This window comes from Vibrio sp. SCSIO 43155, from assembly GCF_023716605.1.
In the GTDB taxonomy this organism is placed as follows: Bacteria; Pseudomonadota; Gammaproteobacteria; order Enterobacterales; family Vibrionaceae; genus Vibrio; species Vibrio harveyi.
Genome location: NZ_CP071853.1, coordinates 929,037 through 954,858, shown reverse-complemented (window position 1 = coordinate 954,858; position 25,822 = coordinate 929,037). Strand labels below are relative to the sequence as shown.

The 25,822-nt window shown below is 44.2% G+C and carries 23 protein-coding genes; 9 read left to right on the top strand and 14 right to left on the bottom strand.

Features of this window, described 5'->3' with window-relative positions; all coding sequences use genetic code 11:
- Positions 1-25: 25 nt before the first annotated feature.
- Positions 26-871 (top strand): enoyl-CoA hydratase-related protein, encoded by an 846-nt coding sequence (locus J4N44_RS21140; RefSeq protein ID WP_017188970.1) that lies wholly within the window; start codon positions 26-28, stop codon positions 869-871.
- Positions 868-1,764, top strand: coding sequence for a hydroxymethylglutaryl-CoA lyase (locus tag J4N44_RS21135; RefSeq protein WP_252045732.1), 897 nt, complete (start codon positions 868-870; stop codon positions 1,762-1,764). Before J4N44_RS21140 ends, J4N44_RS21135 begins: the two co-directional genes overlap by 4 nt.
- On the opposite strand, the gene J4N44_RS21130 is transcribed toward J4N44_RS21135, so the two are convergent.
- Together J4N44_RS21130 and J4N44_RS21125 are read right to left on the bottom strand one after the other, a co-directional pair.
- Positions 1,761-2,312, bottom strand: coding sequence for a DUF2301 domain-containing membrane protein (locus J4N44_RS21130; RefSeq protein WP_252045731.1), 552 nt, complete (start codon positions 2,310-2,312; stop codon positions 1,761-1,763). The genes J4N44_RS21135 and J4N44_RS21130 overlap by 4 nt on opposite strands.
- A 74-nt stretch (positions 2,313-2,386) precedes the next feature.
- Complete coding sequence (locus tag J4N44_RS21125; protein WP_252045730.1) at positions 2,387-3,265, bottom strand: DMT family transporter; 879 nt, start codon at positions 3,263-3,265, stop codon at positions 2,387-2,389.
- A gap of 344 nt (positions 3,266-3,609) precedes the next feature.
- Here J4N44_RS21125 and J4N44_RS21120 point away from each other — a divergent pair, with 344 nt between their 5' ends.
- The 5 genes from J4N44_RS21120 to J4N44_RS21100 all read left to right on the top strand — a co-directional run bounded on the left by J4N44_RS21120 (position 3,610) and on the right by J4N44_RS21100 (position 8,809).
- Entirely contained in the window at positions 3,610-3,780 is a 171-nt protein-coding gene (locus J4N44_RS21120; RefSeq protein ID WP_009696160.1) for a hypothetical protein, read from the top strand.
- Positions 3,781-4,249: 469 nt separating this feature from the next.
- Positions 4,250-4,618: a c-type cytochrome gene (locus tag J4N44_RS21115; RefSeq protein WP_050936004.1), complete on the top strand. Its 369-nt coding sequence runs from the start codon at positions 4,250-4,252 to the stop codon at positions 4,616-4,618.
- Positions 4,619-4,633: 15 nt separating this feature from the next.
- The gene (ccoN, locus tag J4N44_RS21110; RefSeq protein WP_005451576.1) at positions 4,634-6,043 is read left to right on the top strand and encodes a cytochrome-c oxidase, cbb3-type subunit I; all 1,410 of its coding nucleotides are present in this window, start codon (positions 4,634-4,636) and stop codon (positions 6,041-6,043) included.
- Between the two features lies 1 nt (position 6,044).
- Positions 6,045-6,656 (top strand): cbb3-type cytochrome c oxidase subunit II, encoded by a 612-nt coding sequence (locus J4N44_RS21105; protein ID WP_252045729.1) that lies wholly within the window; start codon positions 6,045-6,047, stop codon positions 6,654-6,656.
- Positions 6,653-8,809, top strand: a complete 2,157-nt coding sequence (locus tag J4N44_RS21100; RefSeq protein WP_252045728.1) for a cytochrome c — start codon at positions 6,653-6,655, stop codon at positions 8,807-8,809. Before J4N44_RS21105 ends, J4N44_RS21100 begins: the two co-directional genes overlap by 4 nt.
- Before the next feature lie 309 nt (positions 8,810-9,118).
- On the opposite strand, the gene J4N44_RS21095 is transcribed toward J4N44_RS21100, so the two are convergent.
- The 4 genes from J4N44_RS21095 to J4N44_RS21080 form a co-directional block, all read right to left on the bottom strand.
- Positions 9,119-9,652 (bottom strand): hypothetical protein, encoded by a 534-nt coding sequence (locus J4N44_RS21095; protein WP_038898728.1) that lies wholly within the window; start codon positions 9,650-9,652, stop codon positions 9,119-9,121.
- The gene (locus J4N44_RS21090) at positions 9,646-10,032 is read right to left on the bottom strand and encodes an MAPEG family protein (protein ID WP_005449392.1); all 387 of its coding nucleotides are present in this window, start codon (positions 10,030-10,032) and stop codon (positions 9,646-9,648) included. Before J4N44_RS21090 ends, J4N44_RS21095 begins: the two co-directional genes overlap by 7 nt.
- Before the next feature lie 198 nt (positions 10,033-10,230).
- Positions 10,231-11,136 carry an EamA family transporter RarD gene (gene rarD / locus J4N44_RS21085; protein WP_009696156.1) on the bottom strand — a complete coding sequence of 302 codons (906 nt, stop codon included), beginning with the start codon at positions 11,134-11,136 and terminating at the stop codon, positions 10,231-10,233.
- 82 nt (positions 11,137-11,218) lie between these two features.
- A complete protein-coding gene (locus tag J4N44_RS21080; protein ID WP_005449394.1) occupies positions 11,219-11,941 on the bottom strand; it encodes a sulfite exporter TauE/SafE family protein in 723 nt (240 codons plus the stop codon).
- Positions 11,942-12,296: 355 nt separating this feature from the next.
- Between J4N44_RS21080 and J4N44_RS21075 the strand changes: the two genes are divergently transcribed.
- Positions 12,297-12,830, top strand: coding sequence for a type II secretion system protein (locus J4N44_RS21075; protein WP_114092475.1), 534 nt, complete (start codon positions 12,297-12,299; stop codon positions 12,828-12,830).
- Positions 12,831-12,876: 46 nt separating this feature from the next.
- Here J4N44_RS21075 and J4N44_RS21070 read toward each other — a convergent pair whose 3' ends face one another.
- The 3 genes from J4N44_RS21070 to J4N44_RS21060 form a co-directional block, all read right to left on the bottom strand.
- Positions 12,877-13,857, bottom strand: coding sequence for a chemotaxis protein (locus J4N44_RS21070; protein WP_005449396.1), 981 nt, complete (start codon positions 13,855-13,857; stop codon positions 12,877-12,879).
- A gap of 272 nt (positions 13,858-14,129) precedes the next feature.
- Positions 14,130-14,852, bottom strand: coding sequence for a nitroreductase family protein (locus tag J4N44_RS21065; RefSeq protein WP_050903210.1), 723 nt, complete (start codon positions 14,850-14,852; stop codon positions 14,130-14,132).
- Between the two features lie 101 nt (positions 14,853-14,953).
- Positions 14,954-16,873, bottom strand: coding sequence for a HAMP domain-containing methyl-accepting chemotaxis protein (locus J4N44_RS21060; RefSeq protein WP_005449399.1), 1,920 nt, complete (start codon positions 16,871-16,873; stop codon positions 14,954-14,956).
- 365 nt (positions 16,874-17,238) lie between these two features.
- On the opposite strand from J4N44_RS21060, the gene J4N44_RS21055 reads away from it, so the two are divergent.
- Positions 17,239-17,847 carry a response regulator transcription factor gene (locus tag J4N44_RS21055; RefSeq protein ID WP_005449400.1) on the top strand — a complete coding sequence of 203 codons (609 nt, stop codon included), beginning with the start codon at positions 17,239-17,241 and terminating at the stop codon, positions 17,845-17,847.
- On the opposite strand, the gene J4N44_RS21050 is transcribed toward J4N44_RS21055, so the two are convergent.
- From J4N44_RS21050 to J4N44_RS21030, 5 genes are all read right to left on the bottom strand, one after another.
- Positions 17,844-18,731, bottom strand: a complete 888-nt coding sequence (locus J4N44_RS21050; protein WP_005449401.1) for a LysR family transcriptional regulator — start codon at positions 18,729-18,731, stop codon at positions 17,844-17,846. The two genes, J4N44_RS21055 and J4N44_RS21050, sit on opposite strands and share 4 nt — an antisense overlap.
- 305 nt (positions 18,732-19,036) lie before the next feature.
- On the bottom strand, positions 19,037-20,398 hold the full coding sequence (locus J4N44_RS21045; protein WP_252045727.1) for a GGDEF domain-containing protein: 1,362 nt from the start codon (positions 20,396-20,398) through the stop codon (positions 19,037-19,039).
- Between the two features lie 11 nt (positions 20,399-20,409).
- Entirely contained in the window at positions 20,410-21,009 is a 600-nt protein-coding gene (locus tag J4N44_RS21040) for a response regulator transcription factor (protein WP_005449405.1), read from the bottom strand.
- A gap of 4 nt (positions 21,010-21,013) precedes the next feature.
- Positions 21,014-22,168 (bottom strand): EAL domain-containing response regulator, encoded by a 1,155-nt coding sequence (locus tag J4N44_RS21035; RefSeq protein ID WP_252045726.1) that lies wholly within the window; start codon positions 22,166-22,168, stop codon positions 21,014-21,016.
- Positions 22,161-25,817, bottom strand: coding sequence for an ATP-binding protein (locus J4N44_RS21030; RefSeq protein ID WP_252045725.1), 3,657 nt, complete (start codon positions 25,815-25,817; stop codon positions 22,161-22,163). Before J4N44_RS21030 ends, J4N44_RS21035 begins: the two co-directional genes overlap by 8 nt.
- Positions 25,818-25,822: the final 5 nt, after the last annotated feature.

The following is a 25,822-nucleotide window of genomic DNA, read 5'->3' as shown; positions in this document are numbered from 1 at the left end:
CAATGTAGAGAAGAAAGGACGTCACATGCAGGATCATCAACCGAGTATCATCCCCAATACCCAACGACAAGATGAAGTACTTTGGAACGTCGATGAATTCGGCGTCGCAACGCTTACGCTCAATCGCACAGAGAAGCACAATGCGTTTGATGCCTGCATGATTGATCTGCTGATCCACAGGCTGGACTACCTCGCCTTGCGTACCGATGTTCGATGCTTAGTGCTTCGAGGAAACGGCAAACATTTCTCCTCTGGTGCTGATTTGAATTGGATGAAATCCATGGCAAGTAGCACCAGAAAGCAAAACCTAGAAGACGCGCAGAACCTTGCACGTCTGATGCATACATTGGACGCTTTCCCTCAGCCTACTATTGCGGTTGTGCAAGGTTCCGCTTTTGGTGGCGCATTGGGCTTGATCTGTTGCTGTGATATCGCCATCGCAGCGGAGAATGCAAACTTCTGCTTGAGTGAAGTCAAACTGGGGCTGGTTCCAGCAACCATCTCTCCTTATGTCATGCGAGCAATGGGCAACCGACAAGCTCGTCGTTACATACTCAGCGCCGAAGTGATTAACGCCGCTAAGGCTGAAAAGTTTGGCATTGTGCATGAGGTTCATAAGCTGGATAAAATCGAAGCCGTGGTAGAAAGCTTGATTGATTCTTTGCTGCTCAATAGCCCAGATGCGATGCGAAAAGCCAAAGCGTTATGTCATCAATGCCACCAAAATCCGATTGATGGTCAGCTTATCCAATACACGAGCCAGCTCATCGCCGACATTCGCGTATCGCCGCAAGGACAAGATGGCTTGCAAGCCTTTCTGGAGAAACGAGAACCGGGTTGGATAAACAAGCCAGCTAAGGGCAAGAAATGAATTTGCCAAACAAGGTAAATATTGTCGAAGTGGGTGCGAGAGACGGTCTGCAAAACGAATCACTGGTGTCCACGCAAGCCAAGATCCGCTTAGTCGACTTGCTCTCTGATACAGGACTCACCCATATTGAGGCAGGGTCTTTTGTGTCGCCTAAATGGGTACCTCAAATGGCGGATTCACTCGATGTGATGAAGAAAATCACCCGCCGCCACAACGTCATCTACTCAGCACTAACGCCTAATGTGCAAGGCTTTGAAAAGGCGCTAGAAGCCGGTGCTACCCAAGTCGCCATCTTCACCTCCTCATCGGAGGGCTTTTGCCAACACAACATCAATTGCTCGATTGCGGATAGTCTTACCCGCTTTGAACCAGTAATGGAATTGGCAGCAAAGCATAACATTCCCGTTCGGGGTTACTTATCTTGCGTGGCAGACTGCCCTTACGACGGGCCAACCAAGCCCGAGCAAGTCGCAAGAGTCGCTCACCTGCTGATGGAATTAGGGTGCTATGAGGTTTCACTTGGAGACACCATAGGTACAGGCACGCCGATACGCATCGCTAAAATGTTAGAAGCCGTACAAGTAAAAGTCCCAACCAATAAGTTTGCGGTGCATTTTCACGACACATGGGGGCAAGCGTTGGCGAATATCTACCAAGCCTTAACGATGGGCATCAATACCATTGATAGTAGTGTGGCTGGGCTTGGGGGCTGCCCTTATGCTCATGGCGCGTCAGGTAATGTTGCCACCGAAGATGTGCTCTACCTTTGCCAAGGCTTAGGAATCGAGACCGGAGTAGATTTGGAGTTGCTGGCAAAAGCCGGATGGATGATCAGTGAAGAGTTAAACCGCCAACCGACCTCAAAAGTCTCGCTGGCGTTAAAGCAGCGTTAGATCTCGTAATTCGCTTTGATACCGATATCAAAATGCAGCGGCATACGCCACTTAGCAAAAGACAGAAAGCCCATTACCAAGCCAGCCAACAACATAGTAATGGCAGCAAGGATTGGAAGGTTAAACCACAGCGCAAACGTTGCTAAAACGAGAAACGCGGGCACCATCTTCAAGCCTGGCACTTTAAAGCAAAAAGACTCTTTAAGCGCAATGCCCGAAAAGGTCACAAAGATAAAGCCAAGCCCTAACCAAGTGCGCTGAAACTCCAAGTCACTCACCATCAATACCAAGCCAATCCAAGACGCCCAACTGATCACGGCCCGTACGTGTTTGCTGTAAACATGAACGTTCGCGGCAGATAACGCACCAGCCACACAAAGCGCAATGACTGAGGTTTGGTAAACCAATGGTGAACTAGAAATTGCACCAGAGACAAGAACCGAAAAAACAAGCAGCGCCATAGCAAACAAAGTAATACCAAAGCGATACAAGCACACGCTGATTTTATCGAGTGAATCCAGCGTCTCTTGATGTTCTGTGTTTGCCATGGAAAGCATCCTGCCTAAAAGTGAAAAGGAATGAAAAACCAACGAGGGTTAATTCGCTGGCTCTATAAACTGAATTACGCCCGTTTGGGAAAACGGAGTCTACCGCCAGTTCGGTAGATCACCAAAGAGAATAAGATAAGCGCACAACCAACGAGTTTATTGTAGGTCAGCACTTCGCCGTACCAAATCACACTCAAGATCACTGTCCAGACAGGTTCAAGGATCATAATCAGTGCAGCGTTACCCGCTTGGACAAACTTTTGTCCCATGGTTTGCATCACATAACGCAAGCTGGTTGCCAAAAGCGTACTCAGCGCAAACCAAATCCAGATAGACGCCGATACTTCAGTTGGCACCGTTTCCACCAAAGATGAAATCAACAAACCAATCAAACCCGTGACAAACAATTGGATGCACGTCAGTAATAACACAGGCAATTTTTGCGAATACTTGCTGTTTACGTTGAAGTGCAGAGCGAGCATCAAAGCAGCGCCTAAGAACCACAGCTGACTGCTAGATTGTTGCCAACCACCAGCTAAAGACAAACACCCTAAGCCAAGAATCGCGATTGGTAGTGACACCCAAAAAATTCGTTGAGGTCTTTGACGAAACATAATCCACGCGACAATGGGTACGAACAGCATTGATAGGCTCATGATGAATGCGCCCTCACCTAACGTATCACTGATTGAAATCGCATAGATCCAACACATCAGCGCGCCTCCCAAAAGCACACCAACGCCTGCCGCGGCAAAAATATCTTTCTTATTGGCAGCACGAAGCGGTTTGATACACAGAGGCAACAAACACAGTGAAGCGATAGTGAATCGCAGACCGATAAATCCGAATGGTGGGAGACCTTGAATGGTTTCTTTAGAGAAGATCCACCCTAATGCCGCGATCATCGTAGTAGCGACGAGCACGAATGCAGCTTTGCGTTCTGAGTTAAACATAATTACTCACAAAAAAGACCCTACGAAGGATTCGTAAGGGGTTCATATATCATTGATTTTAATGCGTGATTGCTAGTTATATTTACATCGCAAATGCTGGACTAAATGTGTACTTAGACTGAGGAGTGTTAACGTTTGCGAAGCGTTCACAGTATACATTGTGACTAATTCATCATCGAGAAAATTACTGTGAAACCCTGTCATTATTTTGTTATTTGAAACCATCAGAATAACAAGTAATCCTTTAGGTAAAAACTCAAATACAGTACGGAATAACCTAAGTCTAAATTCGGGGCAAAATGTTACAATAGCAACGAAACAAAACAGACGTCAGGAGGTGCTTTATGAGACATTCAACCGTACTCTTTTTCATTCTGATCGCCTTGCTTATCATTGCTCCAATTGCGCTCGGCTCTCTGTTTAGTCTTATCTCCTCTTTTCGCGTGAGTACTATCGAAGCCGATCCAATATCCATCACACATATCTACGACATGATGATCTACCGCGGTCGATAATGTGTTTTGAAAGATCTCCTATTCTCTAACCGCTCTTGCTTATACCCAAGTAGCCTCGAGATGCTAGGTTCAGCGAGAATAACTTAGTTTGTAGACGCGGCGGCGATTTAAAAGTCTAGTGGGTATAAATCAGGGCGGTTTTCAATTTCCTTCATCCTCTTAAAACAATACTGAGCCCACTCAAATCAAACAAAACTCACCATTTTTCAAAAGGCAAAAGCTAAGCACCTCTTTTCACTTTAGTTTTATTGGTAGTGATTTTGTCCAATCCATCGAGTTGGCGCGTATTAGTAATGAAAACCACAACTAAATCGGCTTGTACATAGCGATATCGCCAGTACCTGCTTACTCTTTAACCTACAACAATAAAAAACAAACCCGTTCATTCACCTCACGAATAAGAGCGAAGAACCTGTTTGTAAAACGCCCAAGTTAGTGAAAACGCATTCAAATTACTAGGGAATCAGTGATGAGATTAAAGAACACACAATGCATGAGCACAGTGCTGAAGACGACTCTCGTCGTCACTATGTGCTTCTCTCCGATCACCTTCGCATCCGACACCAATACCGATGCTCAATTTGAGGTTGGTAAGGAAAAGGCGAAAGTATGTATGACGTGTCATGGTACCGACGGAATTTCTACTATCGACGCCTACCCGAATTTGCGCGGTCAGAAAAAGAGCTATCTAATTTCGTCTTTGAAGGATTACAAAGCGCGTGAGCGCACAAGTGGTCTGGCGGTATTAATGCAGCAGCAAGCTGACGCACTTTCTGATCAAGATATCGAAGACATCGCCCATTACTACTCACAGTTAGGTAACGAGCCGCAGCCTTAAACGAGGAGCGTTCTTATGGAACAAGCAGCAACTCAATACAACACTCAAGTTGTGAAGTATTTTGTGTTGGCATCGTTAGTGTGGGCTATTGCAGGGATGATCATCGGTGTCATTCTTGCCGCGCAGTTATATTGGCCCGTGCTCAACTTTGATTCTCAATACTTCCAATTCGGTCGCCTGAGACCATTACATACTTCCGGCGTGATATACGGTTTTGTCGTCAACATTTTGATGGGTACTTCTCTCTACATCGCTCAACGCACCGGACGCTGTAATCTCTTCAATCAAAGTTTATCTTGGATGGTTTTCTGGGGATGGCAATTGGTGCTGTTCTTAGCACTCGTTACGTTACCGGCTGGCTACACGACATCTAAGGAGTATGCAGAATTAGAATGGCCAATCGACGTACTGATCGTCTTGGTCTGGGTGCTCTACGCTGTGCTGTTTTTCGGCACGATTGCGAAGCGGAAAGTTGACCATATCTTCGTTGCGAACTGGTTCTTCGCCGCCTTTATCATTGTTATTGCGATGATTTTCATCGTGAACAACCTTGCCATGCCCGTCTCTTTGATGAAGTCCTATTCTGTGTTTGCCGGAGCGCAAGACGCTATCGTGCAATGGTGGTGGGGGCACAACGCGGTGGGCTTTTTGCTGACTGCCGGTGTGATTGGTATGAACTATTATTTCATACCTAAAGCCGCTGACCGCCCTATCTACTCTTACCGTTTGTCTGTGATCCACTTTTGGGGCTTGGTTGGTTTTTACACTTGGGCAGGTACTCATCATTTGGTTTATTCATCAGTACCTGTTTGGGTGCAAAACATTGGCATCATCATGTCTCTCATCCTTTGGCTTCCTTCTTGGGCAGGCGCTTTCAACAGTGCGATGACACTTCTACAAAACAAAGAGAAGCTCAAGTCTGACTACATTTGCCTGTTCTTCTTCTCGGCAATTCTTTACTACTGCTTGGCCACATTTGAAGGACCTCTATTGGCGATTCGCTGGTTCAACATGTTAGCGCATAACACCGAGTGGGTGATCGGGCACGTTCATTCCGGTGCATTAGGTTGGGTAGGCATGTCCGGTATAGCGGTGTTCTACTACTTCATCCCTCGTCTTTGGAACAAAACCGAACTTTGGTCGCAGCGTTTGATCAAGTGGCACTTCTGGCTAGCCCATGCTGGTGTCGCCATCTACGCTATCGCACTTTGGGTTGCAGGCATTGGCGAAGGCTACATGTGGCTAACCCAAAACGAGAATGGCGAACTGGTTTACAGCTTTATTGAAGCCATGAACTTTAAAGCGCCATGGTTGTTCTTACGTTTCTTCGGTGGCGCACTCTTTGTACTTGGTTTGTTCCTGATGGCGTTTAACTTGTATAAGACCGTGCGTTCTCCATCCGTACTAGTGGCAAAGGAGGCATAAGATGAGCAAAGACTTTACTCACTCGGTTATCATCTTAATCATCACCACGGTGGTTGTAGCTTCTTTTTCACTCGCAGTTTGGGTTGTGCCGAATATTCTTCGCACGGATGACATCGCCAAAGGCAGTTTAGCTAAGCCCCTAACCGCAATTGAGCTTGCGGGGCGCGATATCTACATCAGCGAAGGTTGCCATGTGTGCCACACACAAATGGTTCGCCCATTGGAACCTGAAATCAAGCGCAATGGTCGCGCTAACCAAGAGTCTGATGATATTTACGAGTTCCCAAACTTGTGGGGGTCTAAACGTACTGGACCAGACTTAACCAACCTAGGTCGGAAATATTCGGACCAATGGCATGTATTGCACCTTATCGATCCACGCCAAGTTGTACCAACATCCATCATGCCTGCTTACCCTTGGTTGTTTGAGCACACTCTGTCTGGTAATGCCATTGGCAACAAGATGGAAACACTGCGTACGTTAGGCGTACCCTATACCGACCAAGAGATATCAGACGCACGTCTACAAATTCGAGGTAAAACCAAGGGTGAAGCTTTGATTCGTTACCTTCAAAGCCTTGGTCAAGACACAGCACAGGAGGTGGCACCATGAGCACATTCTGGAACTGGTGGGCAGTTGCCTGCACCATAATATTTTTTGCCCTTATGGTGAGTGTTATCGTCAAGTATTGGCGAAGCAACCACAAAGCAGATCAAGACCACACCATTGCTTCTTTTGATGGCATAGATGAGAAAGATGCCCCACCACCTAAGCTGCTGTTTATAAGTTACGCTGTCGCGTTTTTACTCTCTGCAGGCTATTTAGTGTTGTATCCAGGGCTAGGTGAATGGAAAGGATTGGTGAATTATGACCAAGGAAATGACAAACTCAGCTCACCTTCGACCACACTCGATCAGCAGTTTAGCCGAGTAACAAACACCTCTTTGGCGGTACTTGCACAAAATACCGACATAGTACGCACTGGACGCATGCTGTTTCAGACCCATTGCGCCGCTTGTCATAGAGATAACGCGCAAGGGCAAAAACACTTTCCTAACCTTATCGATAAAGAATGGATGTATGGTGGAGATGACGATGCCATTATTCACTCCATCGCAAAAGGGCGTAACGGTGCTATGCCGGGATGGGTAGAGGTAATGAGAAAAGACGAAGTAAATAAAGTCGCCTATTACCTCGCCTCTCTCAATCAACGCCACAGTGACGTGCCAGAGGTAAAAGTTGAACTTGGTAAACGTCTGTTTGTGGAATACTGCGCTTCATGCCATGGAGATGGCTCCATCGCAAACCAACAAACCGGTGTGCCTGATTTGTCAGACAGCGTTTGGCTTCATGGCGGCAGCATCGAAGAGATTCAACACACCATCAATTACGGTTTGAACAATCTGATGCCAGCGTTTGAAAACCAGCTTTCCGAAAACGAGATCCTCGCCATTGGCGCTTACATCCATAAAGCAGGCGAAGAGGAAGAGCAAAAACTCTCAGCGCTTAATGCCGAGTCTGTCGAACGTGGCGAGTACTTGGCACACGCCGGTGATTGTGTCGCTTGTCATAGTGCGGAAGGTGGCGAACCTTTTGCGGGCGGTCTGCCGTTTGTTACGCCTTTTGGTACTATCTACTCCACTAACATCACGCCTCATGCCAGTGAAGGTATTGGTGAGTATAACTATGATGACTTTCGTGATGCACTCGTGAAAGGTAAAGGCAAACACGGTTATCTCTACCCTGCTATGCCTTACACCTCATATCAATATCTGACTGAACAAGATATGACGGATTTGTGGGAGTACATGCAGTCTATCCCTGCCGTGGCGCGTCGTAACGATGAAAACCACATGATGTTCCCATCGAACATTCGCCTTGGTCTCCTTGGTTGGAACATTGTCTTTATGGACACCGATCCTATCGACTACAACCTACCTTCAGAGCTTGAGGGCGTGGTGGAGGACGTCGAGAAGTGGCAGAAAGGTAAATATTGGGTGGCAGGTTTAGGGCACTGTTCAGAGTGCCATACGCCGCGTAACATTGCTCAAGCGCTAATCCCTGAACGCATCTTCCAAGGCAACTTGATAGATGGTTGGAACGCACCTGACATTACGTCTACAGAGCTGTATGTGGGTGGTTGGGATGAGAAAACACTAACCGACTTCTTGCACACTGGTCACTCAGACAAAGGTACCGCTTTTGCCGGGATGGCTGACGTGGTCAAAAACAGCTTGAGTTTGATGACGCGCGAAGACATCGAGTCCATGTCTTATTACCTACTCAGCGGTGACGTAAACAACTTCATTGCTGCCGATGCGGTGCCTTTAGAGCCGAAAGGGTTCGATGAAGCTGCCTATCAAGATCCGATCTATGCTACTTACAAGCAAACGTGTGGCGCGTGTCATGGGAACGATGGTAAAGGTCGAGACCCTATTGCACCAACGCTCTTGAATAATGGCATCATCATGCACAGTGACCCATTCAACACTATTGCGGTAACGGTGCGTGGCTTGCAGCCTACCTATATTGATCCGGAGCGTAACTTCATGCCGATGGCAAGTTTTGAGGATATCCTCTCTGACGCACGTTTAGCCGAGCTCATTACCTTTGTACGTATGCATCTCGGGGATCAACAGCAGGAAGTGACGGCGGCAGATGTGCGAGAAGTGAGAGAAACATTGGAAGCGGCTGGATATGCTGGCGGTCTGCACACCACCCCAGACATGTACGACAGGCGCGACAACACTATCAACATTCGCTAGAGTCAGCAGACTTCAGGACCTGTGTTCCCTGGCTAACAAGAATAAAAAAAGCCAATCACAATCGGGTGATTGGCTATATATTTCTGTGAACAATCTGGTTCACTAACAACGTCAGTTGGCTAGGTGACCCTCGGCTTAAAAGGGTCATATAAACTAAAGCATTAGACATGCCAACTTTTCGATGCAGTAAAACCGATTGTTATTTAATCATTTGCAGTCAAATTGAACGAATAATCACATTAACCACTTTCCACTCATTGCATATTGCGAACAAGACCTTGCAATATGCAAATGCAATCTTCAATTCATTTATGGCTTACGGGCGAGATCTCGCGCTAAAATTAATGCCAAACCGAAGACTTGAAGAAACAAACCAATACTTTTATACCAAGCCATCTTTTCTTCCAAACCTGTCATCACTTCCGTGGTTTCCAAGTTGGCAAGGTAATAGCTGTCTATACGATTACGATAGTTATTTTGCGCCTGATTGATCTCAGACATCAGATTAGGTAACTGTTCAATTTGGATTGGACTTACTTCCTGCCCTGTCCATGCTGACAAATGCCCTCTCAACACTTGGTTCATTTCTTCTGAAACAGGTTCACTCTGAGCAAGGTGCAAATGCAACAACAATACTTCCCGCTTTCGCTCCAATGTTTCGACACTATTCCAAGCGAGTTGTATCGAATAGAGGTTATCGGCTTTTTGTTCAGCCAGTAAACTGATCTCTTTACCGAGTTTATCTAACACAACACTGGTTAAGATAATCGCAGCAATATTAAGAACCAGTCCAACAAACACCAATAGCCATGCAGGCGGTAAGTATGTCGATTTTTTTACCATAAGCTCCCGTAAGGTAAATAGATCAAGTTAAGGGCTACTAAACCAATCATAGTAAAGAAGGTTAACTTCATCCCTGTAATTCGACCTTTTAAATCCTCACCGAGAATTCCCTTTGCGTGAATCACACGCCCAATCACAAATACAATACCAGCAAGGTGTATCCACAGTAGCGAAGCGCCGTTATATTCTAATAACGCCATTAAAATGAGAGTGATAGGAACGTATTCACTGGCATTGCTTTGTGCGCTGCGAGCGATTTGAAGCGCCTCAACTCCACCATCGGCGTAAGCGATTTTGTTGCTGCGGCGTTGCTTGATGACTTGAAAAGCGAGCCAGATGAGCAGTAATGCGAGAATAGATGCGTAAAGCGCGGTAACCATAAAACTTCCTTCTTTAAATATTATTGTGAGCTAATTATTCTATAAAAAACACATTTATAAAATACATACATTCTTGATTTAGAGTGACTAGATCTTTAAATCGCCGCCGCGTCTACAAACCAAGGCATTCTACCTGAACCGGGCATCCCGAAGTTGCTTGGGTATAAATTAGCCCTATAAATCTAAAGAAAGAAATCATCAAAGAGAGTGGTTAGCGAGCTTTTTACGCTTAGAAAGCTTGGCGATACCTTCGCAGATCGTGAACAGCAGACCCACCCAAATAAAAGCAAATGTCACCGCTTTTACACTATCGAATAGTTCACCAAAGAACACGACAGCCAATACAAATTGAAGACTCGGTTCAATGTATTGCATCAACCCTACTGTCGACAGGTTAGTAATTCGGATCGCAATCGAATAAAAAATCAGTGGGAGAATAGTTACTGGCGCACTTCCTAAATAAAGCATGAACGTGGTCATATCGACGGTTGAAGATAACTCACCGATCGTCCATTGCTTAAACATCAGATATGCCAATGCGATTGGGGTAAGCACCACCGCTTCAATAAAGAGTGTTGTACTCCAATCAAAGTTAATCTTTTTCTTAAATAAGCCATAAAGAGAAAAGAATAAGCCCATTGTCAGCGCCACTAATGGTAACTGACCATATTGGATAACCTGATAAACCACACCGATAGTTGCTAAAAGAATGGCAATGAACTGACCTTTTGACAGCTTATCACCAAGGACAAAAACACCCAGCGCAACAGAAACCAAAGGTCCAATAAAGAAGCCTAAGCTCGCATCAATAACACGGTTATTGGTTAACGCCCAAGTGAATGCAACCCAAGAAATACACATTAGGCTACTTGCAACAAAGGTATACCAAAGGGACTTTTTATCTTTCCAGATAGCAGCCCATTTCGGCATGTGATGCGTGATCGCCAGTACCAATAGAAACCCCACAGGTACAGAGCCAATGATGCGCAGCGCCAACAGTTCATCCATTGATGCATTTGGCAGAAAGCGATAGTAAACAGGCAACAATCCCCAGATAACAAAGGAAAGTGCAGCCATAAAATTGCCGTAACGATTGTTGTTCATAACTGACTCGACAAATAAAAAAGTGACGCGATTCTATAGAGCAAATTTGGTTTGTAAAGCGAAACAAAAGGACCAATATTCGCTATAAGGCTAGGCCTTGAATTACCGCGGTAATTCCACTAATAAAACACAGCGCTAGCGCACCGAAACGCACTTTTTCTTTAGGCAAGGACTGTGTTGTTTTTATTGCCAACCAATAGCCGAATGCGGCTGCAGGCAGTAAGGGCAAAGTAATGATCAAATGATGAAGATTGAAGAATCCCACCGGAATTTGAACCACCAACGAGATAATAGAGCTAAACACAAAGAAAGCAGAAAGGTTACCACGTAACTGATTCGCTTCTTGATGCTGAAGTAGTAACGCCATTGGCGGTCCACCGATCGCGGAGCTTGTACCAAAGAGCCCCGAAAAGAAACCTGCAAACGTCATGCGTCCTGGTGTTGGCTCAATGCGAAAAGGTAAGACACTCACAGCCACAGCAAAAAGCACGAGAAAACCAATCCAAAGCGTTAACGCTTCTGTCGAAACATAAAACAACAGCGCCCCACCCGCTAACGATCCGGGAATACGACCGATCAACGCCATCTTCAAACCACCGAGTTCAACATTACTGCGGTGCTTCATCGCATTCATTAATGAAATAAACAATGCAACTAAACAGATGGGAGCAGGAACGTATTCCGGAGCCCATAGAATAAGTAGTGGAGCCGCGACAATAGCCAAGCCAAAGCCAATAGCCGTTTGTACATAAGAGCCGAGGAAAATCAGCCCCATTGCAAGCAAATTAGTAGAATCGAATTCCATCGATGCGTTCTTATATTTTATCTATTTATTAGAGAGTTAGTTAAATATAAATTATCTATTATTCACCTACTCTCGCCCTGCGTAGGATTCACCAAACCTATCTAAAACACAATCAAAATATTTCAATAACCGAACTTTAGAGGCTCACTTTCTGCAACTTCGAATTTTGTACAAAGATGCAATGTTTAATTTATCAATACTCCTCTATCCAGAACACAAAATCGACATTATAATCAGCGGCTTTTATAGAGTGAATGCACTATCAAAATTCACCACACGTAGAATTTCACAGTCTAAGACACTAAATAACAAATAAATATTAGACTATCGTATCAACCTAACTTAAAGATGGTTTATGAAAAGAAAATCAGGTTTTACTTTAATTGAGCTTGTTGTTGTAATCGTAATTCTTGGCATCCTTGCTGTCACTGCCGCACCCCGCTTCTTAAACATTCAAGATGATGCTCGCGAAGCGCGTTTGGAAGGAATGAAAGGTGCAATTGCATCAGCTCTTGCCATTGGGTATGGAAAAATGGCAACTGCGGGACTAGAAAGCGTACCTTACGTCTCTAATAAAAAGACAGATTACCCTGCAACTAACCTGCCATTTGATGGCTGTAAGACAAGTGACTCGATGCAATGCACTTTCCTATATGGTTACCCAGATGCAGATGACCACACTATTGGTCTACTGATTCAAGGAATAAATGAGAGCAGCAATTCCGACTGGAAGACATTTCATCACGAGGCCGGTTCTTTTACTCGAGAGATGGTTATCGCTCCAAGAGACGACCCTCGTGCAAGCCTTACTCAATGTGGTATTTTATATGGACCACCGATGAGTAAAAACAAAAGTTATAAACTAGAAATTTTACCTTGTCCTAAATAACAAAAAAGGCTGCCAATCGGCAGCCTTTTGTCATCTTGTTCTCTGCTTATGCAAAGTTAAACACGTATTTATCCATCATATTGACCATACGACCAATCTCTGGCTTAGTAATCGTGTCATTTGCCCCTAGCGATAGTGCTTTCGCACGGTTATCTTCACTCATCAGAGAAGAGAACATCACGATTGGCATTTCATTGTAGGCTTCCGTTTCACGTAGTCGTTTTACCAAGTGCATACCATCCATACGCGGCATTTCAACGTCGGTAACAACAGCATCAAGCAGCTCACGCACTGGCAGTTGTTCTTGTTTCGCTACTTCGATGAGACTCATTAACTTCTCGTAAGCTTCACCGCCGTCTTTGCATGTGATCACGTTATAGCCTGCTGATGCTAAAGTATCTTGAATCAGTGAGCGAATAAACGCTGAATCGTCCACAACCATAACGGTTTTCGCATTACGCTTACCAACCATACGCTGGTTAAGGTCAACCGATTTATCACCCGTTACGTCGTATTTTTCCATACTCAGCTCTGGGTTGATGTCTGCAATGATTTTCTCGAAATCGAGGATCATGATCAGATTGCCATCTTTGCGAACAACAGCAACCACACAGTCCTGTTCACCAGCTTCTAGGAACTGGCTCGGTGATTCTACGTCATTCCAAGAAATACGGTGGATGCGTGAAATGCTGTCAATCAAGAAGCCATTCGTCATCTTGTTGAAATCCGTCACAATCACAAACTTACGCTCTAAGTCGCGACGAGTCGGAACGCCAAGCCAACCAGCAAGGTCCACCAACGGAGTTAACACTTCACGGGAAGAGAACACGCCAATCATATGCGGTTGTGCGTTCGGATAATCGGTAGTCTCTGGTACGCGAATCACTTCGCGAACTTTAGCGACGTTAATACCGTAATAACATGTTTTTGTGCTGCCATCTGGCATCTGTTTTTCTAGGTGGAACTCAATGATTTCAAGCTCATTGGTACCACTCTCAGTCAATATAGTGCTGGTTACGTTACTCATAAACACAATTATCCAAAATACGCACCAAGAAAAAGGCTTGATGCAATGCCACAGAGAATCACTTCACAGGCGAAAAAATCCAAGAGTCCTTTTGTAGTCGTTGAGACAGAATTTGTAAATAATCAAAAGGATGCTGACTGCACACTTCTATATCAAATGCTTAAAATTTGTCTCATTTTTGTACAAAACACATTCAAGTATTCAATATTGCAGCTGGGCTCCTTAAGTTAACGGCAGGGAAAACAAAAAGTTTAGCCATAATTAGTAAAGAATCAGTGAGTTTTAATGACCGCTTCGTTATCTACGCGATGACGCTCGCCATAAACCCCTTCTTCGGTTCTGATACCACAACTGATGATCATGGTGATTTGATCACTGTCTCTTAGATTAAGCAACTGTTTTACACGTTTTGAATCGAAGCCTTCCATTGGGCAAGTGTCATAGCCTTTTTCTCTCATCGCGTACATAAAAGTCATCGCTGCCAAAGAAACACTCTTGTGCAAACAAACACGTACGTCACTTTTAGCGACTTCTCTTACCATCGGTTTGTTTCGACCTAGCCACCAGCTGTATAACTTGCGTACCACTCCGCGTATGCCAAATGCATCATTGTTATAAACCATTGGGATAAGTTTTTCGTAATACTTTAGAGCGCGCTTGGCAGCAGCGTCGTCACGGCCTTCAAAAGCTTGGCGCACAGTCTCTGCGTTGCGCTTTGCGCGCTCTTCCCAGTTATGAGTAGTCGCCACAAAAACGACTAACTCATTCGCCGTTTTTGCCGCATTTTGTCCCATGCAGAAGTCGGCTAATTTCGCTCGCTTCTCCGCTGAAATCACTCGATGAAATTCCCACATCTGCATATTACTGCTGTTTGGGCTAAGCGTGGTCAACGCCAGCGCCTTGGCTACATCATCATGGTTAAATTCGGCATTCGCATCGTACTTTCTAACGGAACGACGTGAATGAACAATAGATTCAAAAGAAGATTGGCTCATAACGGACTCAAAACTTAGGTAAAAGCGCGATCTTTACTGATTCATTGCTTAGCTGCAAGTATAAATACACCATCAGGTAAAATTTCGCTCCTAACATCTCTCTATTGCAGCTTAAAGAATCGAATTTGATCAGATAAGTTAACCGACATTCTTGCTAGCTCATCTGTTGCCTGATTGCAGTCTTGAATCATATTAACGGTTTGCTCCACTTGATCGCGTACCGATACCACGCTTTGATTGATCATTTCAGCCGTGGCACTTTGTTCTTCCGTCGCCGTAGCGATTTGAGTGTTAAGCGCATTCGTCTGTTCAATATTCCCCGAAATACTCACAAAGGCTTCATTCGCTGAGGCTGATTGCTGTACCGTTTCTTCTAGCATGCGTTGCCCAGCATTAATGGAATCAACCACCTGAGTCGTATTCTGTTGCAGCGTACTGATGCGATGACCGATCTTTTCTACCGCCTTCTGGGTTTCTTGAGCCAGTTGACGCACCTCATCTGCTACAACAGCAAAACCACGACCTTGATCGCCAGCACGCGCGGCCTCAATCGCTGCATTGAGTGCCAGAAGGTTTGTCTGTTCAGCAATGGTTTGAATCACTTCCGTAATATCCGCAACCTCTGCTGTCCCATTGGACAAGGTAGCCACCTCTTGGCTCATGGTTCCCATTTGCGTGGCTAAACCGCCCACCTGCTCCATGGCTCGTTGCATGACAGTCTGTCCTTGTTCAGAGACATTCGTCGCCAACGCAGCTTCTTGTGATGCCCCACTCGCACTTTGGGCGACTTCGGTGATGGCTAACGTCATTTGGTTCACCGCGGTGGCAACTTGATCAGTTTCTAATTGCTGGGCTTGTGCATTCGTCAGAATTTCTCCGTTTACTGCCGACAACTCTTCTGATGCCGAAGCAAGCAAGTCACTACAAGACACCACACCTGACACCGTTTTATACAGCTGCGCTTCCATATGGTGCAACGCATCAAGCATTTCAGCGATTTCATCATTCCCTTTCACCTGATCATGCCTCATCCCGATTTCACCACGACTCAGCTTTTCAGCTACTTGCTTAGCAAACTGAACATTCGCGGTAATATCATGCGAAATATACAGAGATAAGAAGGTGACGATTGGCAATCCAATCAACAAGGCTAACGTCACATTGATGATTGCCTCTTCAGTGGATTGTTGAATCTCATCTTTCAATGCATTTTGATCATTAACGGCATCGACTCTGATGCCATTCAGTTGTTCAGCAATATCAAAACCAATCTCTTTAAGTACTTCCCAACGATCGTTTCGAGTCCGAATCGTGCTGGCAACTTGAGACAACGAGTGAGCAAAGCCTTCTGTCAGTTCAATGAGTTGTTCTTGGCTTGCGAAGCTTAACTTGGACAAATCACTTTTCCATTGCGATAGCTGATCTTGAAACTGTTCGTAATCTTGCTCGTTATTGGTTAACAGATACTCCGTAGCTTCTTGCGTCAACGCTTTAAATACCATAGCTGCGCGAGAAACTTCCGAACGTTGCTTACTAAGCACTTCTGACTCACTCAGTCGTCGCGATATTTTTGCTTCAATCTGCTTTTGAAAAGAAACCAGTTCAAGAACAGAAGCGTCACGTTCTCGCATTAATTGCGAAACTTCAGTTAAGTTTGTTATATAACTTTCGAGTTGCGAGGTGACTTTTTCAAAGCGCCCCTTCCGTTCATTATCTGTCGACTTCAAAGCCTGCTTTTGTGCCTCTTGTTGCGCTAATTTCAAGCTTTCAATTGCTCGATTAAAAAATTGAGGGTCGCGGTTTGTACGATACGTCAATGCATTGATTCGAGCCTTCAACAGATTTGCTTCAACGTCTGTCGCTTCAAAAGCCGCCTCATCGATTGATTGAAAGTGAATAAAATTTGAATTGACCTGTTTGGTCGTAAAAAAGCCAACAGCAGACACTGTAGACAGCACCAAAATAACGGCACTCAAGATCAGATAAAATTTATGTTTTATTTTTTTAATTCTATTAAGCATTCCGCATACTCCATAACAACAGCAAGTGGAAATACTAAAAACCTAACGGATAAGTCGCAAACTCGCCCCAATACACAAACAACACTATCTTGTTGTTATTATTGAATTTATTCGAATATGTAAGCCTTTTCCGACAGCAAAGAAAGATTGGTACTTCAACTGAGGTCAGTGATTCTTTCGTGCCGTATCTCTTTGATTCCATAATCTACCACGCGACACTTTCTAAAAAATGAGACACACCTTTTCAAATAATGAAATTGTCATTTTCACCCACACGGCAAGGATTTTTCCTACAATCCCTTCTCGTTAAATGAGTGCTGAATGGAAGCGGCAAGTAAATTGAAATATAAGGTGAGGCACAAAATATGAATAACGTTCTTATTATCGACGACCAACCGTTATATAGCGAAGCGCTCGCTTCTCTTGTTCAAAACGCTTTCCAAACTGTGAACGTTGTAGAATCAACTGACAGTGCCGAAGTTATGGAGCTCATTCGCAACCAGCCTGTTGACTTGGTTATTTTAGATGTAGTTTTAGGTGACAGAGACGGTATGCGTTTGGCAAAGAACATTCTGGCAACTGGTTATCAAGGAAGAATCTTATTTATTTCCTCTCGCGATTACAGCAGCTTGTCCAAAGCCGCGTTTGAAATGGGTGCGCATGGATTTTTAAATAAGAATGAATCGAAAGAGACCATTATGGATGCGATTGTTAGCGTGACGCGTGGTTATTCCATGTTTAAAGCAACGCACAATCAATCAAGCGGTAACGTTGCTTTATCGAACCGTGAAGCAATGGTCTTCCATTATTTGGCTCAAGGCTATTCAAATAAGAAGATTTCTGAACAGCTGTCATTAAGTGCAAAGACCATCAGTACTTATAAGACTCGCATATTGAAGAAATACCATGCCGAGTCCGTTGTAGAGCTACTTAATACACTTCCGCAAGATGAATGCGGCAGCTTGTGCTGCTAAGAAATAACGTACTTCGCGATAGCATCGGTTAATAGCTGATGCATCGAGTTGTAGCGATGAGATTGCTTCATTTGTATCACGACCTTTGGTCGCCCTTGAGGGTAAAAACTCTCCGGTACAGGGATAAAGGTATAGCCTTCAATTGGCTTTTGATACTCAAGTAATATTGTCGCTGCAGCCTTGCTTCTTATGACTTTGAGTAGACTCGTGATATTACCAATCGTCGCAACACGGTTTATATTAATCCCACTTTGTTCGAGCGCTCGCTTGGTCACCTGCTCCCTATCCTTCCAACCGGCTAACTCAAGCAAAATGAAATCGAGCTTACACGCGGTTTCGAGATCGTTGATCCCAAGCTCTTCGGGTACCACGATGACAGCTGGCGCATAACCAATAAATTGTTGATGGATGGTTTTTGGATACTCTTCGTTAAAGTAATGCAATTGCATATCTACTTTATCAACCAAGATATCGTCTATTGTGCTATCCGTACTGCTTTCTACATTGATGTAGGCATTAGGAAATAATTCCATTAAATCAATAAGAAGCAGATCACCAAATGACTGTTGTGCTGATTGAGGCAAGCAGATTGAGATGCTTTTCTCGTACGAGAGAGGGTCGAACTCACGGCGAACTAGACAAGATTCTAACTGCCCTAGCGCATCAGTAATTTCTGGTAATTTACGCTTTAGATAATCCGTTGGTTCAAAGTGATGTGCATGGCGGATAAAGAGTTCATCTTCCAATTGAGTACGCAGGCGAGTTAGGTATTTGCTGATAGAGGCTTCGCTCTTGCCCAATGCTTTCGCAACGGGTTTCAATTGACGATGACGCTCCAGTAGCACCAGTATTTTAAGTAGGTTTAGGTCGAGATCTTTATTCACAGCACAGCTACCAAATAGGGTCAGAGATGAAAATTGAGTTCTTTATTTACCTTCAGCCAAATACACAGAAAGCAGCCTAATGAGTAAGGCTGCTTTACTATAGAAGACCAAAGTCACGTTTTGGTCAAGTTTATCAAACTCTTATACCGTTGCTTAATGACATTAAAGCCAGTTAAAGCAATTTTCAGGTTTAAGACACTGTCTTAAGTTAGTTACTTAGCTACTTAACCTACTTGGATACTGAGTTACTTGTTTACTTAGTTACTTAGCTACTTAGCTACTTAGCTACTTAGCTACTTAGCTACTTAGCTACGGTGACGCTTAGATTCATAAAGGTCCTCATCAGCGCGCATGATGACGTTGTTCAGCGTCTCATGTTCAGCGCTCATTGCAATACCAGTACTGACACTCACTTCTACGTCCATACTTTTTAAGCGATTTTCTTTCACTGCAGCGCGTAATTTCTTCGCCAAAATTAACGATTTGCTCTCACTGCAATCGGGTAATATCGCAATAAACTCATCGCCTCCCGTGCGAATAAGATAATCCGTCGACCGAAAGACCTTTTTCATGGAGTCAGCAATTATCGATATGACTTCATCTCCAACGTGGTGCCCAAATTTATCGTTAATTCGTTTAACTCGATCGCCATCAATGGCAATCACAGTAAACGGTGTCATCTTAATCTTGTTCTTAAAAGCCTGCTCTTTGAACACTTTTCGATTAAACAACCCGGTTAGCTCGTCTTTCGTTGCGTCACTGATTGCGTTAGCCAGTTGAATTTTGCTCTCTTTTGACTCTTGCGCTTTTGAATAATACGCAAAGATCACAACAAAAAAGACAAAGAACAAACAGCCAAAATCGATAAGTATCTTGCTAAACGGGTATTTGTACACAATCAGGTTATTATTATCTGCTACGTACGTTTGAGTGTATGCAAACTCAGGCCAAGGATAATGAGGAAAGTACACCACAATGTGCTTATTTCCGTTATTAATATCGACTTTGAGTTGCTTTCCTTCTGCCTTTAGCGAATCGAGAAAGATTTGCTCTCCAAATTCACCAACCAACTCCCCTTTGAAGTAGACCGGGCTAATAATGCTAAAGGCTCGACTATCCGAATAGGTGGTTTTAAAAGGTTTAGAAATCAGAATACGGTCAGACAACTGATCTTTCCATGCCGCCAACGAACAAGAATTTGTCTCTTTACACCAATCAATATCAAAAGGCTCCGTCAAATCTTGTAGTCCATCAATAGCATTTTCAAGAATCAACTTGTTTCCTGTGTATGAACGAAAATAAAGGACGATATCAATCCGCTCGTAGACATTGGATAAATAACCTTCAGCTTCATGTAGCACTTTACGCGCAACGGCTTCTACAAAGTCTAGCTCGCTCTTTGGATCAAGCTTGTAAATCGCATCTTGAAAGCTGAACTCGGTCGCATCAGTAATCTCCTTAGCCGAAGTTCCTTCATAACGCGCTAGCTCAGACTCCAATAAGAGCCCTAGCATGATGACTTTTTGTTTGGTTTTTGAAATGCCTTGTGTGTAGATTTTAAATTGCTTCACCTCATGAGAAATGAGCATGGCTCCAATCATGGTCATTGAGGTCACAAACAAAAGCACAGCAAAGAAGAATGACAAATAAACGTTTCTCAGGTTCATTCTTTCTCCTACTACGTACCGAGCACTTTAGAGAGTTCAACGATATTCTTCACATTGTACTTATCCAAAACTCGGCGCTTGTAGGTACTTACAGTCTTATCACTGATCGAGAGTACATCCGCGATGTCTCGATTGGTTTTCCCTTGCAGCAATAACTTCATCACTGCACTCTCACGGCTGGATAACGCTGGTACATTACGATGCTCTTCAACACTCTGCTTGAATTTGAAAAACGAATAACCTTTGGAAACAGCCTCAATCGCGTCTTTTAAGATTTCGTGGTTTTCTGATTTACATACATAACCATCAGCACCAGAGCGAAATGCCATTTGGCTATACATATGACTTGTCTCCGCAGAAAAGAAGATCACTTTTCCTGCAAAACCGTGCGATTTAATGCGCTTGTAGAAATCGTAGCCATCGCAATCAGCGAGATTTACATCCAAAATGAGCAGCCCAATTTGTTGCTCTTTCAATATTTTTAAGGCGTCTTTTGAATTGGTTACCGTTAAAACATCATTTGCAGTGCCTAGGCTCTCGACCAAAGATTTAATGGCAATGCAAACCAGCGGGTGATCATCAAAGATCAGATAGTTCAGTTTATTCATCATGCTTTTATTTCAGTATCGTTATTGCTTCTAATGGCATTGGTTTATCGATGTAATAGCCCTGACATACGTCAACCGTGTATTGGCGCATCGCGTTTAGCGTCGGTTCGTCTTCCACCCCCTCTGCGACAACACTAATGTTTAAGCTTTTTGCGAGTGCACAGATGGCTAATACTATATTTTTCTTTTTAGGGTCATTGACCAAACCTTGAATGAAAGATCGGTCTATTTTCAGTTCGTTAAAAGGCAGTTGAGCGAGCTTTTCCAACGATGATGATCCCGTACCAAAATCATCAATGCTGACGGTTACTCCACTCATTCGGAATTTAAGTAGGTTCTTGTAAAGTGCGGCGTTGGTCTCAAACGTGTCTCGCTCAGTAATTTCTATCGTAAACTGGTCTGGACTGATGCCATGCTCACAGCAACGTTCGATAAAGCGAGTCGCAAATTCCGGATCTTCTAAGTTGTCATGATCAACATTCAGTGAAACATGTAACCTCAGCCCACGGTTCTTCATGTCGTATAACGCATTACTAAACACCGAATCAAACAACTCCGCAGATAAATGGCAGCGCTTCACAATAGAAAGGAAGTTGTACGGAGCTAAAACGCCGTAAATGGGATGAAACCAACGCGCTAAGGCTTCATAACCTATGATCTCTCCCGTGTTTGCGTCCGCTAGTGGCTGGTAGTAGTTTTTAACTCGCCCCTCAGCCAAAGCAAACAAAAACTCTTGGTCTTGCACGCAAACTTGTTGCTGAAATGAAGTGAATTTCGCTGGTTGAACACCCGACTTGTTGAGCATTTTGACCACTTGCTCTTCATCGTAAGGTTTTAGAAGTTTACCGAGAACCTCGAAACTGAACGATTCGCACATCGCTCTAACGGTGGCGACAATCATCAGTTCCATCGCGCTGACTAACACAACCTTTCCCTGGTAGCCGATTTGGTTGAGCATCATCATCATGTCGACACCATCTTTATTCGGCATCTGCAAATCACAAAAAATAATGTCCACGTCCGATGTTTTGACGTGCTGAATTGCGCTATCAACATTATCGAATGTCGAGACGTCAACCCCATGCCGAGATAACATTTGCTTTAGCAAAGTGATTTGCAGTGGATGGTCATCAATCACCATCGCTTTAAGATCTTTATTCATGTGCTCTAATCCAATGTTCTGCAAGGTTGATTTCTTGTTCTATGCGCTCAATAAGGTCGGTGACATGAACTTCAAACTCACCATCACTGGCCTTCTCGGCTTCAATGCATAACTCCGCTAAAATAGTTACTCCAATGGCGCCAAGCGCGCCTTTTATGCCGTGAATAATGCGTTTTTTATCTTGTTTGCTTGTCGCAGCTTTTAGGTTTGCCACATCGTGCGTCATTGAGCTTTTAAAAACGTTGGCTATCTCCTTAGCGTCTTGCTTTCTAAATTTCTCAATCCATTCTGGCCACTGTGCCATTTTCTCTTGCCCTAAGAACGGCAGCAGTTTTGACCTTAACTTTTCAAGGTCATAAGGTTTATAAAGAATGTCATCGATGCCAATGTGTTTAGCCCGTTCGTTTGCTAAGCGAGAGTCTTCCGCGGTGACACCAATAACAGGTATTGAAGCCAGCTCTGGTGCTGCTTTGAGCTTCTTCACCAACTCAAAACCGTCCATTTCGGGCATGTGAAAATCTGTAAGAACCAACGCCACCTGATGATCGCGATTCACGTATTGCCATGCTTCAAGACCATTACTTACGATGACAGGCTCAATGCCAAGTTCTCGCAGTTGCATCGTGATCACGCTTTGGTTGATCGGGTTATCTTCTGCGACCAAAACAGTGCCGTGCTTCCAATCAAGATTGCTATTCGTGTCTTCCGTTTCAGCTGTCGGCTTTAAGGTGCAATCTTGACGCAGCAACGCCAGTAAGGTATCTGGATACTTGGCTTCTGACGGTGTTAACTCGCAGCTTCCTTTACTGCCACAATCAAGGTTTAGTCCTTGGTATTTCCCTTGCGGTGAAAACTGCCCCACCAAATTTGGCTTCACATCTGTCGACGCCATCCCCCACACAAGGCACCAATCACGGACATTGGCAGGTAACATCGGTGAAAATGTATAAGACAGTGCCGCTTGAGGCTCTGGTTCACAGAAGGTAATAGGCAACTTCACAACCATCGTGGTGCCAAGACCGAACTGGGAATTAATACATAACTCCCCTCCCATGCAGTCCACGAGGCGGTCGACAATACTCAAGCCAAGCCCTGTTCCTCCGTACCTGCGCGTAATGGTGTCATCTGCTTGAACAAACGGCTGCAAAATACCTTCGAGTTGCGTTTCCGTCATACCGATACCTGTGTCCGCGATTTTTAAGATCAATCGCCCTTCATGAACGGCAATGCTGACGCTGATTTCTCCTTCGTTGGTAAACTTAACGGCATTGGAGAGTAGATTGGTCGCGATTTGAACTAAGCGCACTGCGTCCACTTTCAACCATGGATTTAAGAAGGGTTTGAAGGTCACTCGATACTCTAACCCTTTACTGGACGCTTTTGGTTCAAAGCTACGAATCACGTCACACAAGGTGTTTACAGCATGAGTTTTTACTGGCGTCACTTTCAACTGACCAGCTTCTAGCTTGGAATAATCAAGGACTTCGTCCACCAGCAGGTTCAAGTGGTTTAGTGAGCGCATCGCTTGGGTGATAAGCTCTTTACTCCCCTCACTGCTGGTCTGACGGTCTAACAAGTCGAGTAGACCATGCGCAGCGGAAAGTGGTGTTCTTAACTCATGGCTCATGGTTGCCAAGAAATTCTCTCGAGAACGAACCGCAGTTTGCGCTTTTTCTTGCGCATCAATTAACGCAAACTCTCGCTCTTTTTGCTCAGTGATATCTTGAAGTACGGTCAGGACAAATTTCTTTTTGCTACTTGGAGAAAGAATGGCTTTACGTTCTCGGTAAACATGCTGAATACCAAGCTTACAACCATTGGATGCTGTTATATCTGCGATGCGTTTACCTGCAATCACCTGACGCAATTCGATCACATTGTCGACCAAAGGTTTGGCACTTTTTCGACTTTGAATCGTGCAGCCTTTGCAACGATGGTTTTTATATAAAGAGCAATTGCTCATTTGAATTTGGTTATCTTCGCCGTGAATAAAAACAATGCTGTTGATTTCTTGAATAATCTCCATCAACCACTGCTTCTCTTTCTCCTCATTCGTTGCGTTTAGCTCTGCCAAATTGACTTTGAGTTTAAGGTGCGCCAACACGAAATACGCAACCGCCAAGAGGATCACAAACACAACCACAACAATCAGTATCATGGTGAAGATATGTTCTTCATCGTAACCGTAGACGAGATTGAAGTTTCGGTAAGTTCTATTAAGCTTTTCTATCTCTTTGGCATCAATGGTATCAATGATGCTGTCGAGTATTTTCTTTAGCTTGGTGTTATGGTCCGCTACCGCAAAAGCAATCGACAAGGTCAGCGTATCTTTTTCACTGATCAGCAACCCATCAATGTTGTCCTGCGCGATCATGCTATGCACGATGTCATCAGGGATATACGCAACTTCAATCTTGCCCTGTTTGAGATCAGTCAACAGTTGCCTAAGGTCTTCATAGCGAGTAAAGCGCTCTTCCTTCCATGAGTCGAGATTGACCAAACCTTGTTTTTTTAAACTCATTAGAATGCCAGATCGCGCGTCGTGTGCGGGATGCTCTTTCGGGTCCAATGCTTCTATTGCAACAAAGTTGTTGTGCATGAACGGCTTGGTGACTAACCAATCTGATAAGGGTGGATTCTCTACATAAGCCACAGGAACTAAGTCGGCATTGAACGCCGTCAATCCACTGTTTAAGCTGCTGCTAGGCTTTTGATATTCGAACTTCAAGCCAGTGCGAGACTGGATCAAATCGATGAAATCAGGCAGAAACCCGTCCAACTCATCGGTGTGAGGGTTTCTGAATAAGAAAGGAAACGCTTCTTCACTGCTGCTGTAGGTAATGATTTGCTTGTTTTCTAAATCTCTTCGGTATTCCACCAGCAGTTTGTCGTTGACATGATATGGGTTCGTAGACGCAACCGAGCGAATGTTTTTACCATTGCGTTCCCAGCTTAAAATTTTGTTAATACGGTCAACAAGCGCTTGGTTTGATTTGGAAGCTATAAATCTCGATTCTTCTTCATTCAGCCAACTGGGAATATCAACCGCACCATTGACAATGTCGTTCTCGTCTAAATATTGGTTGATAGCAACGTAACTTGAGATCAAAGCGTTTGCACGACCGCCTCTGACTTCTTCAAAGGCTTTAGGGCGACTTTCCACTGTGCGGACTTTCGTCGCCCCCATGTCTTCGAGGTATTCACAGTAAACGGTGCCGATAACACAAACCCATTGGAGTTCTCGTGGATCACGTTGGTAATAGCTGTCTTCACGATACCAAACCGCGATGGTGCTAGAGAAAAAAGCATCCGAGAAGATAAAGCGAGATTCTCTGTCCGGCGACTTACTAAAACCAACAGCACCGTCTATCGTGCCATTCTCAATATCAGCGAACAGTTCTGGAATCGTATTGTATGAACGTAACTCAAGTTCAAGATTGAGCACTTTGGCGATGTTAGTCAGGTAATCGAGGTTGATCCCATAATAAGTGCCAATTTTGTTGCCGATTTCTGGATCTTCTGAGCGTAGCGCTATCACACCGACAAGCACGGTTTCACTAGACTCATCGCTAGCAAAGGAATATGACGGAGAGATTGTGCCGATAAATGCGACAAAAAGTATGACGGTTTTTCTTAAAATGCTGAACATAACGA